The sequence below is a fragment of the Halodesulfurarchaeum sp. HSR-GB genome (assembly GCF_031432215.1).
Classification (GTDB): Archaea; Halobacteriota; Halobacteria; order Halobacteriales; family Halobacteriaceae; genus Halodesulfurarchaeum.
Genome location: NZ_JAVKGN010000001.1, coordinates 1,374,589 through 1,387,286 on the forward strand (window position 1 = coordinate 1,374,589; position 12,698 = coordinate 1,387,286).

Consider the following 12,698-nt stretch of genomic DNA (forward strand, 5'->3'; position numbering starts at 1 on the left):
ATTGAAGCTACCGGGCGAGTGCCCTGATCAGGGCCGCTCGGCAAATCGTGGAGTCGCCAGGTCGATCATCGTCGCCAGTCCCGGTCGGCCGCCTTTGACACGTGGGGCGGCGTTCACCACGACTGCGGGAGTGGTTACGTCACCGTGGAATCCGCCGTCGACGGTCACGTGCAGGTCCGGAGTCCCGGAAATCTCGATTTCGTCGCGTGGGTTTTCGGCCCCCAGGAACATGCTGAGGTCCAGTTCGATCGCCGGCTCGCCATCGACGTACCCCGTTCCAATCTGGTGGATGCCAGCGACTTCACCCGGTTCGGCAGTGAAATACTCGCTCTCGGTCCGGGTCTCGGCGACGACCGGGTCGATCGTCTCCTCGATCGACTCCAGGTCCCAGTCCAGCGCGGCTGCGAGCATGGCGATGGACTCGGGGAGGCCAACGTGGCCCGCCTCCGGCGCGATTTCCTCCTCCCAGACCTCCTCCGCGAGCCCCGCGCCGACCTTCTCCTGGAGTGGCTTGCGGCGCTGGCTCGCGTTCTGTACCCGGGTGATTTGCACTCGGTCGAGGTCCTGACAGGGCGTAGTGAGGACCGCCGGCAGCGTGTCCATCGCGAATCCGGGGTTGATCCCGGTTCCAAGCACCGTCTGGCCGTTCTCCCGGGCGATCTCGTCGAGTTCCGCGGCGGCATCCGGCTGGTGATACCAGGGGTAGGAGAGTTCCTCGGTGGTCGATATCACGTCCGCGCCGGCAGCGACCGCGGCCTCGATCTGTGGGGTGATGGCGGTGACGTCCGAGAGCGTGGAGTGAAAGACCACGTCGGGCTCCTCGGCGAGTGCCGTGTCGGGATCGTCGGTCACCGTTACTCCCGTCTCGGTATCGAGATTCGCGACTGCAGCGAGGTCCTGACCAACTTTCTCCGGGTCGATGTCGATGGCCCCGACGAAGTCGATGCCGCGTGCGGCTGCCACCTGGACGATTCGCCTGCCGATCGGACCGATCCCGTATTGAACTGCTGTCGTTGTCATAGAACCTCCTCCGCCTGTAGTTCCTGTATCACTTCCTCGCTCGATTCGAGCAGGTCTTCGAGTTGTGCCTCCGTCGTCTGGTAGGAGACACTCCCCATGTGTCCCGGGAGGTGGTAGTGTCCCCGGTCGATCAGCCGGTCGTGGAATTCCACGAGGGCGGATCGATTCGTTGCCGTCTCGACTGCTTTCACGTCGGTCAGGGGTGCTTCTGGCTCGAAGTGCGGACAGAAGAGCGAACTCGTTCCAAGTACCCTGGCGTCCACACCCCGGTCCGCGAAGATTTCAGCGAGTCCTGAGCGCACCGTCTCGCCCCAGGATTCGGTGTGCTCGTAGACTGGCTCTGATTCGAGCACCTCCAGGGTGGCCAGGCCCGCCGTCGCGGTCATCGGATTCATCGTGAACGTCCCGCCGCCCGCCAGGATTGCCTGCTCCGGAGGCACGTTGGCGTTCGGTTTCGCCCGCTCGAAAAGATCCGCACGACCGGCGAGGCCGCCGATCGGAAGCCCCCCGCCGGCGACCTTGCCGAAGGACGTCAGGTCGGGCTCGATACCGACTCGCGCCTGATAGCTTCCGGGTGAAACCCGGAACCCGGTCACCACCTCGTCGAAGATCAACTGGGCGTCGCGGCGTCGGGTCTCCTCCCGGAGAAAGGCCAGGAAATCCGCCTCGCACTCGACCCCACCGCCGGCGAGCAACATGGGCTCGACGATGACACCGCCCACGTCGTACTGCTCGAACAGGTCCTGGACGGCCGCTTCGTCGTTGATCGGGAAGGCGTGAACGTGCTCCTCGACTCCCGGCGGGAGTCCGGCTGTCGTCCGTCGGTCGAAGGGGCTGTGGACGGCACTCGACAGGTCCGAACTGCCCCCGTGCCAGCCGCCCTCGGCCTTGAGGATGTGGTCCTTGCCAGTCGTGGCCCTTGCGAGTCGGACGGCGTACATCGTCGCCTCGGTCCCAGAGGACGTAAATCGCAGGCGTTCGGCGGCTGGAAAGGCCTCCAGGATCTTCCGCCCGAAGGCGAGTCCCCGTTCGTTGGGGGTGCCATAGTGCAGTCCGTCGGCCGCCTGCTCCTGGACCGCTTCGACGACCGTTGGGTAGGCATGCCCCAGGACGCTCGTCTGGTGGTTCATCCAGTAATCGACGTACTCGTTGCCGTCGACGTCCCGGATCGTCGCGCCGCTCGCTGACTCGACGTAGAGCGGGTGTGGCTCGTGGTATCTGATGTTGTGTGAGACCCCGCCCGGGAAGACCTCGGTCGCGGATTCGTGGAGGCGCTCGCTCCCGGGGGTCGTCCGTTCGGCGTGGTGTTTGTTACCGCCTGATTCCATAGTCGGCAGTTCAGTTGGCCGCGCCATTACGTTTTGGTTCGTGATGGCCCCCATCGATTTTGTACTCGGGCGTCGAAGGGAGGGCCATGCCCGAACCCTCCCTCTCGCTCGGACTCTCCGTGGCCGTGGCCTTCGGGATCGGTGCGATCATCGGCATGGAGCGCGAGCAGAGCGAGTCGGGAGGGGCCTACGCCGGGAGTCGCACGTTTCCGCTCTTTGCACTGTACGGGGCCCTCGTCTCCGCGTTCTTTCCGGCAGGGGTTCCACTCGCGCTGTTCACCGTAGCGCTGCCGCTGACCGTTGCCTACGCGGCGAAGATACACATCGAGGGGGACATGGGGCTCACGACGCTGGTCGCGGGCCTTGTCACGGTGGTTCTGGGAGCGATGACCACCCACTCCGACCGGGCGATGATCGCGGCTATCGTGACCGCAGGGATCGTCGTCGTGCTGCTCTCCTCGAAGGGGTGGATTCACGGTATTGCCGACAACATCGGTGAGGCCGAGCGCCGCGCGAGCGTGAAGTTCATCGTGGTCGTGCTCGTGGTGCTGCCCCTGTTGCCCGACCGAAATCTGGACGTGCTGTTGGGGCTCAATCCGCGGTACGTCTGGTTGATGGTCGTCTTGGTCTCGGGCCTGAGTTTCGCCGCGTACCTCCTGGGAGAGACGATCGGGGCCAAGCGAGGGATCGTCGCGACCGGGGTGCTCGGTGGTTTCGTCTCCTCGACTGCGACGGCGATGTCGATGGCCGAACGGACCCGGGAGGCCCCGTCGCTGTACCACATCACGGCGTTCTCGGCAGTCATCGCGTCGATCGTGATGTTTCCCCGGGCGCTGGTCGAGGTCGCAGTCGTCAATCCGGCGTTGTTCCCACTCGTGCTCGTCCCGCTCGGGGGCATGACCGTCGCCGGGGCGGCGATCGCGGCCGTCGTCTACTGGCGGTCGACCGCTCACCAGAAAATCGAGGCCGACATTCAGAACCCGTTTCACCTCAGACCGGCCCTCGTCTTCGGGGCAGTGTTCGCCGTCGTCCTGCTGGTCTCGGAGTACGCCAACACCTGGTTCGGGGTCTCGGGGATCTACGGAACCGCGTTCGTCTCCGGGCTGGCGGACGTGGACGCGATCACGCTCTCGCTGAGTACCCTCTCGGCGAACGGTGAGATCTCGGATGCGGTCGCGACGACGGGGATCGTGATCGCCGCCATCGCGAACACGCTGGTCAAAGCGGGGCTCACCTGGGTGCTGGGGACCCGCGCGCTGGGACGCCTGGTGACGGCGATTCTGGGCACGGTGGCGATCGTGGGCGTGGTCCTCGTGCTCCTGCTCTGAGGAAGTTGGAACAACGGCGATTGTGACACTCCAAAAGTTAACCTGGTGACGTGTGAAGCATTCAAACACCGATACTCGGGAGACGAAATGAACGACAAACCGATCGAAACGCCGTGGGCGGCGGACGCCTCGACGGTCACAGAGCACTACGAGGTGGACCCTGAGACTGGGCTCTCCGATCGTGCCGTCGCCGCCCGGACGGACCAGTTCGGCCCGAACACGCTCCGGGAGCAGGAGCAGCGCTCGGCTTGGCGAACCCTTTTCGACCAGTTCCGGAGTGCGATCGTCCTGCTGTTGGCCGCTGCCGGGGTGGCCGCGTTCCTGCTGGGAAAGTTCGTCGAGGGGGTCTCGATCTTCGTCGTTCTGGTGATCAACGGGGCCATCGGGTTCGTCACCGAACGGCGAGCGATCGCCTCGGTCGAAAGCTTACAGGAACTCTCGGAGATCGAAGCCCGTGTTCGACGTAACGGGGAGGTAGTGACGATCTCGGCTGCCGAGCTGGTGCCCGGCGACGTCGTAATTCTGAACGCGGGGGCGGTCGTGCCGGCCGACCTGCGGGTGCTAGAGGCCTCGAAGTTACAGGCTGATGAGTCCGCACTCACGGGTGAATCCGTCCCGGTTGGGAAATCCAGTGCGCCCGTCGATGCCGACACACCCCTCGCCGAGCGGGAGAACATGCTCTACAAGGGGACTCACGTCACTCGCGGCACGGCGGAGGCGGTCGTGGTTGCGACGGGGATGGACACCGAACTCGGCACGATCTCGGCCTCGCTCGCGGAGACCGCGAGGGAAAAGACCCCGTTGCAGGCTGACCTCGACGAACTCGGACACACCCTGGTCCCGTTTCTGCTCGTCGTCGCGGCGATCGTCCTCGTTTCGGGGTGGTTCCGGGGTCAGGACCTCTTCTTGATGGTCGAGACGGCGATCGCGCTGGCCATTGCCACAGTCCCTGAGGGGTTGCCGGTCGTGGCGACGCTGTTGCTCGCGAGGGGGATGTGGCGGATGGCCGATCGTGATGCCCTCGTGAGTAATCTGGCATCTGTCGAGACGCTGGGCTCGACGAACGTCATCTGCACGGACAAGACCGGCACGCTGACGGAAAACGAGATGACTGTCACCGAGTATCTCCTTCCCAGCGGGTCCGTCTCGGTGACGGGGACCGGGGTCGATTCGACCGGGACCTTCGAGCAAGCGGGTGAACCGATCGAGACGCCATCGGGGCCGCTCCTGGAAGCCCTGGAAGTGGGTGTGCTTTGTAACAATGCTGCTGTGGAACCCGGATCCGAGGGTGACCTGGCGGCAACAGGTGACCCGACGGAGGTCGCACTCCTGGTGGCCGGGCTGAAAGCCGGTATCGACCGATCGGAACTGCTCGAAACCGTCCCGGAGGCCCGGGAGGTGTCCTTCGATCCGGCGCGGAAGATGATGGCGACCTACCACGAGGCGGATGGGCAATACCGGGTCGCTGTCAAGGGCGCGCCGGAGGCGGTAGTGGAAGCCGCGGACAGGGTGCTTGGGGAAGATGGGACGGATTCGCTCTCGGAGGCCGACCGAGAGGCGTGGCTCGCGGAGAGCGAACGCATGGCCGAGGACGGCCTTCGGGTGCTCGCGCTCGCGACGAAGACGGTCGGCGACTCCGAGGCCCCACCCTACGAGGGGCTCTCACTGATCGGCCTGGTCGCGATGATCGACCCACCCCGAACGGCGGTCGCGGAGACGATCCAGCGCTGTCAGGACGCGGGTGTCAGGGTTGTCATGGCGACTGGTGATCACGCCGGGACGGCCAGGAACGTCGGCCGGAGCGTCGGCCTGGCGACGGACGAGGATCCCGAGCCGGTCCTTGGGTCGGCCCTTGACGATCCCGAGTCCCTCGCAGAATCGGAGCGCGAGCGCCTGCTTGATGCCTCGATTTTCGCCCGGGTGAGTCCCGAGAACAAACTCGACCTCATCGAACTCCACCAGACGGCCGGGTCGGTCGTCGCCATGACCGGCGATGGGGTGAACGACGCGCCGGCCCTGAAAAACGCCGATATCGGGGTTGCGATGGGGCAGCGAGGGACACAGGTCGCCCGAGAAGCCTCGGACATGGTCCTCCGGGACGACAACTTCGAGAGCATCTATCACGCCATCCGCGAGGGGCGGGTCATCTTTCGGAACATCCGGAAGTTCGTCGTGTACCTCATGTCCTGTAACCTGAGCGAGTTGCTCGCGATCCTGCTGGCCTCGATCGTCGGATTTCCGCTCCCACTGTTGCCGCTGCAGATCCTCTTTCTCAACGTCGTGACCGACATCTTTCCGGCCTTTGCGCTGGGTGGCTGTGCCGGTGATTCGGAGATCATGTGTCGGCCGCCGCGGGACCAGGACGAGCCGATTCTGACCCGCGCTCACTGGACGGAGTTGGGTCTCTATGGGGCTTTGATCGCGGTCGCGACCGTGGGGGCATTTGCCCTCGGCGGGCAGCTCTACGGCGGGATGGGCCACCCGGAAGTCGTGACCATCTCGTTTTTGACCCTGGCCTTCGCTCAGCTCTGGCACGTGTTCAACATGCGCGATCCCGCTTCGGGGGTGTTGCGAAACGAGGTGACCGAGAACGGGTACGTGTGGGGCGCACTCGCGCTCTCATCGCTGCTTGTGGTGGGCACGGTCTACCTGCCCGGCGTTTCGCTGGCGCTCGGGACCGCACCGATTCAGGCCGAAGGGTGGCTGGTGGTCCTCGGGATGAGCCTGGTGCCACTCCTGGTGGGCCAGGTGGTGTTGGCGCTCAGAGATCGCCTGAACTCGCCCGACCCCGACAGTGGCAACCGTTCGTAACCGGGAAAGTGTCTTTGGGACTGCCCCCCACCCTCCGTTCATGGAACCGGAAACCGTCTCGCGGGTCTCGCCCGGATCGGCCCTCTACTATCTCGATCCGGGGGCGTTCGGGCCGGCGACCTACTGTTCGGTGTACGTTTATGACACTCCGCGACCGGCCGTGATCGACACCGGCCTGGGGACGAACTATCAGGCGATTCTAGACGCTCTGGAGGCGCTGGGCATCGACTGTGGGGAGTTGGCCATCATTCCAACCCACGTCCATCTGGATCACGCGGGCGGGGCTGGCTACCTCGCCGAGGCGTGTCCCGGGGCCGAGGTATTGGTCCACGAGGCGGGAGCGTCCCATCTGGTCGATCCGGCCCGGCTCTGGGCGGGGACGAAGGCCGCCGTGGGCGAGCAGATTCAGTACTACACCGAACCGAAACCGGTCCCGGAAGCACGGATCGTCGAACTCGGTGATGGGGACAGAATCGACCTGGGCGACCGAGAGCTTTCGGTTCACCACGCGCCAGGGCACGCGTTCCACCAGGCGGTGTTCCAGGACGAGGCCACTGGCGGAGTGTTCACCGCTGACGCGGCCGGCATTCATACTCCCGGTGTTGACGGTGTCCGACCGACCAGTCCGCCACCCGGGTTCGATCTGACGGGCTGTCTGGCGGACATCGACCTGATCCAAGAACTCGATCCGACGGCCCTCTACTACGCACATTTCGGTCCGGCCGAGCCAGCGGACTTGCTCGCGGAGTACGCCACAGTGCTCGAATCCTGGGTCGAGTCAGTTGCAGACAAGCGACGGGAGTTGGGTGCCGATGATGCGGTCGTGGAGTATTTCGTCTCGCGAACGGACACCGTCGAGGCCTGGGGCCCGGTCAAGGCACGGGCGGAGGTCGCGATGAACGTGCGAGGTGTGTTGGAGTATTTGGACGGCGAGTGAAGTGACGAAATCTCCGCAGACTGTTAGGGTGACGTCGCGCTCCCGCTGGTTCAGGATCACCCGCCGACCGTCGGGATCGCGGTAGTTTTTGAGTTGCATCTTCGTCCGAGTTATCGATAGCCCGGACCATAACCCAAAGATTTGGGCCTCGATCGAGCCCGATCGGCGGCGAACCAGACCTAAAGTGTCCGACTTCACCATGACTTCTCGGACATCAAATTACACCTGAATAAATTTGGGTCTATGTGAATACCAGTAACGCAGAGAGTATTCCAAACCCGAAAAGTAGTAAAAGAGTATTGTAAAATCTCCATTTGCTTACGTTTGTAGTTGTTTTCGCAATACTGTCATTTAGATCATTGTAGTACTCCATTAGGTTCCTTAGGGCCTCGGTATATTCGCTTGATTCACTCTCGATCTTTTGAAATAAACCAGGGTTATAGCCGATGTGATAATTTCCTGAATCACTATATTTGACAGCAGTATATGCGATTCCAATTAATGAGGGTGCTAACGGATATATGACTTCTACCCCATTTAGATATTCCATGCCTCCCGCTGGCATCACTCTGCTCGTTGTCAGGATAAATCCAATAAATACCAAATGGTAATAGATGAAATTGAATAATGATTCACGAGCTGAAGAAAGGGCCACTATTTGTCTCTTTGTTCGCAAATGAGCTTCGTTAAGACCTTTCTCCCAGAATTTCTCTTTGTGTGTTAGCTCTCCTTTTCCCCAATTATCAGATTCAGATTTCATAGTTCGGCATTGATGTGTTTTACAAATAAATCAACTTCCCCTGTCCGACTTGTCTACGGAAAGTCGGACACGGATTACGGAAGTGCAAGGAGAAAGCCTCGCGCTTTAGCGCGGGGATGAATCCGAGGTTACAAACAATAAACCACCAGACACAGCCTACCCGTAATCCTCACCTTTATATTAATAGACAATATATTTTTGCGTGTGAGCGACCGGCCACAACGAACGAACACGTACACTGCCGAACCGGTCAGTGACCGGTATCGGGAGTGCTTGTTTGACTGGCTGGCCGCCCACGCTCCGCTCTGGAACCAGATCAACTACCGTCGACGTCAACAATACTTCGATGAAGACGGTGACGTGTGGAAGGCTACCTACACCGACCTGTACGACCGATACGCCCCAATCCTCGGGAAAGCAACGTGCCAGCAGATCGCCCGCAAAAACAGTGAAGCCTGGCGCAGTCACTTCGAACTCCTCTCAGTGTACCAAGACGAGTCGAATCAGACTGTGACGGAGAAACCGTCACCGCCCGGATATTGGGGAAACCGTGAGGACGGCTACGAGTTGCACGGTCTCGTCCGAAATGACTTGTACACGTTCGACTGGGACGAGGATACCAGCACGCTCGAATTCGGCGTCGGTGAGGTCCTCAAAGACCGGTACAACTTCGAGCATAACGAGCGGATAACGCTCCAGGTACGCGGTGATCCGCAATGGCGCGGTGAGGATAGTCGATTAGAGCTCATCTACGATGAGCACGCTGAGACGCTTCGTGTCCAGCACCCTGTCCGCATTCAACCAGACAAACTGCAAGAACAGCGGCAGGCTGCATTCACTCAGACACTCGATACCGAGAACACGACGCATTCAGCAGCAATCGACGTCGGCGCAAACAACACACTGGCGGTCGTCACTGATGGGGGTGACACCGCCGTATACCACGCCCGCCCCGAATTTGAACGGTTCCAGAAGCAGTCAGATCGAATCGCAACACTCCAATCACGACTCCCAGCCGAACAGTACACGAGTGAATCGCCTCGGGGTCAAGCCCCGAGGCTTCCCGTTTCCACGACGCGCTTTGCAGACACACGCTGAAAGTCAGGTGTGTCCGTAGGGAGCGCAGTCTCCACGGGCGTGTCTTCGGGCCATCCCAGCCCTAGTTCAGAAAAGCCTCTCTGCAAGACGTTCATCGCCGCGTTCGCGTCCCTGTTTGTCTCGAATCCGCACGCCGGACAGGAGTGTTCCCGTACCCAGATGGGCTTCGCTGTCTCCACACCACACGACGCACATTCTTTGGTGGTGCCTCGCGCTTCGACCTGCACGACGTGACAGCCGTACAGGTCGGCCTTGTATTCGAGGAGGGTGATGAACTGTCGCCACGCCGCATCCTGCTTGTTGCGAGCGTTGTGCGACTGTTCCAACATTCCCTTCACGTCCAAATCCTCGACAAACACCGCGTCGTACTCACGGACAAGCCACGTCGTAATCTTGTGCTGATAGTCCAGCACCTTCCGCTTGATGTGACGCTTGACCTTCGCCACCTCACGACGCTGTTTCTTGTAGTTGTTCGACCCTTGCGCCTTCCGCGACAACTTGCGTTGCTCGCGTCGAAGACGCTCGTACTCGTCTTCGAGGCCAAGCCAATCCACCGTCTTGCCGTCGCTGGTGTGGACATAGTTGAGGATTCCGAGGTCGATACCCACACTGTTGCTTGAATCTAACTCATCCAGCGCGGGTTTCTCGGGTAAGTCAGCGTCGTCGGTTTCGAGACCGAACGAGACGAACCACTCACCGGTCCTCTCTTTTTTGACCGTGACTTCTTTGATGTCCGCTTCGTCAGGGACTTCGCGGTGGTAGCGGATTTTGATGTCTCCGATTTTGGAAAGCCAGAGTATCGCGTGTCGGCCACTCGTGTTTTTGAGTTCGAAGCCGGACTGCGAGTACGTCATACTCTGGAAATCACGTGGCGACTTCCACTTGAGTTTCCCAACCTTGTTCCCGTTCTCTTTCTGGTCGTTCAAGTTCGAGAGGTTCTGGTAGAACCGTGTGACGGTTCGTTGCAGAGCCTTCGAGTTGACTTCCGAGAACACGGGGAACTGGTCTTTCCAGTTGGGGAGTCGGTAGTGGTGTTTGTACGCGGAGCCAATATTGTCGGCGTCCACGTTCTCGTACTCGTACAGGGTGTAGTTGTACGCTTGACGATGAACGTCGATATGTCGTTCCAGTTCAGCCGCTACCTCTTGTGTCGGGTACGCGGGGTAGCGGTGACTGTACTCCATCGCTGTCTCTTGATTCGGGATATGTTAACTTAATGGTTTGTATCCCTGCCTATCGGATTCAACCCCGGGGTCAAGCCCCGGGGCATTCTCCTATACCGCTTGTAAACAGATTCGGCGCGTGTACGATAAGCGGTCACGACAGCGCGATCATAGCCGAGATGCCGCGGTCAAACATGTAGCTGAGTGGTTGCTCGAACGCAACGTCGAAACGGTGTACGTCGGTGACTTAACCGACGTGCTGTCGACGCACTGGTCTACTGAGGTAAACGAGAAAACGCACGCGTTCTGGTCACATCGTCAACTCGTGGAGCGAATAAAACTCACGCTCGGTGATGTGGGTATCACGGTGGCGGAGACTAGCGAGTATAAATCGAGTAGTGAGTGCCCGGCGTGTAGAAGTGATGCAGTCACTCGGAATGGCGATTCGTTCCGATGTGAAGCGTGCGATCTAGAGGCACACGCGGATGTTGCTGGAGCGTGGAATATCTTGCAGTCAAAAGTCGGGCCGATGGCTCGGCCTGCTGCCCTGTCTGCTGACCGCGGCAGGGACGCACCCACGGATGGGGCGTACTGGCAGTGGAACGACCACGAGTGGACACCCGCCACGTTTGGGGAACACTCGTGGTCGCTCGACCAACCCAGCGTCAGCAAACCCGCAAGTTCACAGCCGGGGTAATCGACTGGTTGGATTACCCACGGAGGAATCCTCGCGCTTCAGCGCGGGGAGGAAGTCAACAGTCTTGGTCGTAGATGTTTCGTCGATGACCCAGGGTAAGGACGTAGACAGTGCTCTCGTCACGATCCCAGTCAACAATGACCCGATAGTCACCAACTCGAAGGCGGTGCCCGTCCACATCGGAGAGAGCCTTTAGATCACGTTGCGGATCGAGATCCCGAAGGGCGTCCTTGATGCGCTCGGCTGTGTCGTTCTCCAGGTCGTCGAGGCGGCCGCGAGCTCGGTCAGAGAGGAGGACAGAAGGCATGGCCAATGGTAGCCCGACATCCAGTATAAGCCTACTCCCGGTGGGGCGAAAGTGAAATCAAAAACCCTACTCAAGATCGTCGAGGGAGACGACGTCGCCGCTATCGATTTGCTCACGACTGACCCGGATATCCTCGCGGGCCTGTTCGGATAGTTGGGGCTCTTTCAGGAGATGTCGGACTGCATCCCGAACGAACTCGCTTTTGTTCAGATAGTGCGGGTGATCTTCGAGGAAAGTGTCGATATCTTCGTCCATCTCGTCGGGGACTTTGACATTGAGTGTGCTCATGTTGTTACTAGGGAGTTACTCTCAGCACAAGAAAAAGATTGTGTATGTGAGTCTGCCTCTGTTCTTCGTTTAGGTTCAATGGGTAAACAGAATCAATGGCCTTTGTAGCTGAATTCAGGACTTTGACGTGTATCATACCTGCCCTTGATGCTCGAAGGTGGCGATAACCGCCGAGTGTCTCGTGATCTCCGATAAATTTGGCGAGTGCCTTGCGGAGCCACACGAGATGGCCCATTCGGGCCAATCTCCTCGAAGCCCAGACTGTCGCACCTCGCGACGAACCGACTCTCTTCGTTCAAACTCGAACATGAAACACATCCACGCAGTAGCATTCGTTGCTCTCGCCGTGCCCTTGGTAGTGATAGCATACCACGACGAGCGAAGCGAGTCGTGGTTTCACCGGGCGCGACCGCAGGGAGCGCCCGGCTTTTTTGGTGCAGATTTTTCGAGGAGTGGTGCGCCGAAGGCGCACCCGACAACGAAAAAGGTGCATGGACTCGCCGGGATTCCCGCGAGCGAGTGTTAACGAGCGAGTGGGAAGACGGCGAGGGAACGAGACGAACGAAGTGAGTCGAGTGGACTCGCCGGGATTTGAACCCAGAGGAAGACGGTCCTGCTCGCCTCGCTACGCTCGACTGTGCGGGCTGCGCCTTCCAGGGCTTCAAATCCCGTCGTCGCCGCTGAACACCTCGCTTCCAACCGCGAGCGACACGAGCGTCGCTCGCGGGTTGGGTACCGAGGAGAAGTGGACTCGCCGGGATTTGAACCCGGGGCCTCTCCCATGCCAAGGGAGTGATCTACCACTGATCTACGAGCCCGCATCCACCTGTATTCCAGGTTCACAGTTAAGCCCTCCGGATCGGAGCGAAGGCACACCGAAACCCTTTATGGGGCTGGCCACCCCGTTCCCTGTAGGGAACGCACGACCGCAAGTCTGACTCGCCGAATATCGGCTTGGGAT

9 protein-coding genes, 1 tRNA gene and 2 pseudogenes are annotated in these 12,698 nt (G+C 60.6%); 5 read left to right on the forward strand and 7 right to left on the reverse strand.

Annotated features, from left to right (window positions below; translation table 11 throughout):
- Positions 1-27 precede the first annotated feature (27 nt).
- Together RH831_RS07230 and RH831_RS07235 are read right to left on the reverse strand one after the other, a co-directional pair.
- Positions 28-1,020 (reverse strand): hypothetical protein, encoded by a 993-nt coding sequence (locus RH831_RS07230; protein ID WP_310553546.1) that lies wholly within the window; start codon positions 1,018-1,020, stop codon positions 28-30.
- Entirely contained in the window at positions 1,017-2,348 is a 1,332-nt protein-coding gene (locus RH831_RS07235) for an aspartate aminotransferase family protein (RefSeq protein WP_310553547.1), read from the reverse strand. Before RH831_RS07235 ends, RH831_RS07230 begins: the two co-directional genes overlap by 4 nt.
- An 86-nt stretch (positions 2,349-2,434) precedes the next feature.
- On the opposite strand from RH831_RS07235, the gene RH831_RS07240 reads away from it, so the two are divergent.
- The 3 genes from RH831_RS07240 to RH831_RS07250 all read left to right on the forward strand — a co-directional run bounded on the left by RH831_RS07240 (position 2,435) and on the right by RH831_RS07250 (position 7,424).
- Positions 2,435-3,676 (forward strand): MgtC/SapB family protein, encoded by a 1,242-nt coding sequence (locus RH831_RS07240; RefSeq protein WP_310553548.1) that lies wholly within the window; start codon positions 2,435-2,437, stop codon positions 3,674-3,676.
- An 87-nt stretch (positions 3,677-3,763) separates the two neighbouring features.
- Positions 3,764-6,487 (forward strand): HAD-IC family P-type ATPase, encoded by a 2,724-nt coding sequence (locus RH831_RS07245; RefSeq protein WP_310553549.1) that lies wholly within the window; start codon positions 3,764-3,766, stop codon positions 6,485-6,487.
- Positions 6,488-6,527: 40 nt separating this feature from the next.
- Complete coding sequence (locus RH831_RS07250; RefSeq protein WP_310553550.1) at positions 6,528-7,424, forward strand: MBL fold metallo-hydrolase; 897 nt, start codon at positions 6,528-6,530, stop codon at positions 7,422-7,424.
- A 241-nt stretch (positions 7,425-7,665) separates the two neighbouring features.
- Here RH831_RS07250 and RH831_RS07255 read toward each other — a convergent pair whose 3' ends face one another.
- Entirely contained in the window at positions 7,666-8,184 is a 519-nt protein-coding gene (locus tag RH831_RS07255) for a hypothetical protein (RefSeq protein ID WP_310553551.1), read from the reverse strand.
- A 204-nt stretch (positions 8,185-8,388) separates the two neighbouring features.
- Here RH831_RS07255 and RH831_RS07260 point away from each other — a divergent pair.
- Positions 8,389-9,219 (forward strand): annotated as a pseudogene (locus RH831_RS07260) (transposase); the annotation flags it as partial.
- Positions 9,220-9,230: 11 nt separating this feature from the next.
- Here the strand turns inward: RH831_RS07260 and RH831_RS07265 are convergent.
- Positions 9,231-10,466 (reverse strand): transposase, encoded by a 1,236-nt coding sequence (locus tag RH831_RS07265; RefSeq protein ID WP_310553553.1) that lies wholly within the window; start codon positions 10,464-10,466, stop codon positions 9,231-9,233.
- Positions 10,467-10,569: 103 nt separating this feature from the next.
- Here RH831_RS07265 and RH831_RS07270 point away from each other — a divergent pair.
- Positions 10,570-11,142: pseudogene (locus RH831_RS07270) on the forward strand (zinc ribbon domain-containing protein); the annotation flags it as partial.
- Between the two features lie 55 nt (positions 11,143-11,197).
- Here the strand turns inward: RH831_RS07270 and RH831_RS07275 are convergent.
- The 3 genes from RH831_RS07275 to RH831_RS07285 all read right to left on the reverse strand — a co-directional run bounded on the left by RH831_RS07275 (position 11,198) and on the right by RH831_RS07285 (position 12,555).
- Complete coding sequence (locus RH831_RS07275; protein WP_310553555.1) at positions 11,198-11,449, reverse strand: type II toxin-antitoxin system RelE/ParE family toxin; 252 nt, start codon at positions 11,447-11,449, stop codon at positions 11,198-11,200.
- Between the two features lie 66 nt (positions 11,450-11,515).
- Complete coding sequence (locus RH831_RS07280; protein ID WP_310553556.1) at positions 11,516-11,737, reverse strand: ribbon-helix-helix domain-containing protein; 222 nt, start codon at positions 11,735-11,737, stop codon at positions 11,516-11,518.
- A gap of 746 nt (positions 11,738-12,483) precedes the next feature.
- Positions 12,484-12,555: transfer RNA gene (locus RH831_RS07285), tRNA-Ala, on the reverse strand.
- Between the last annotated feature and the right edge of the window lie 143 nt (positions 12,556-12,698).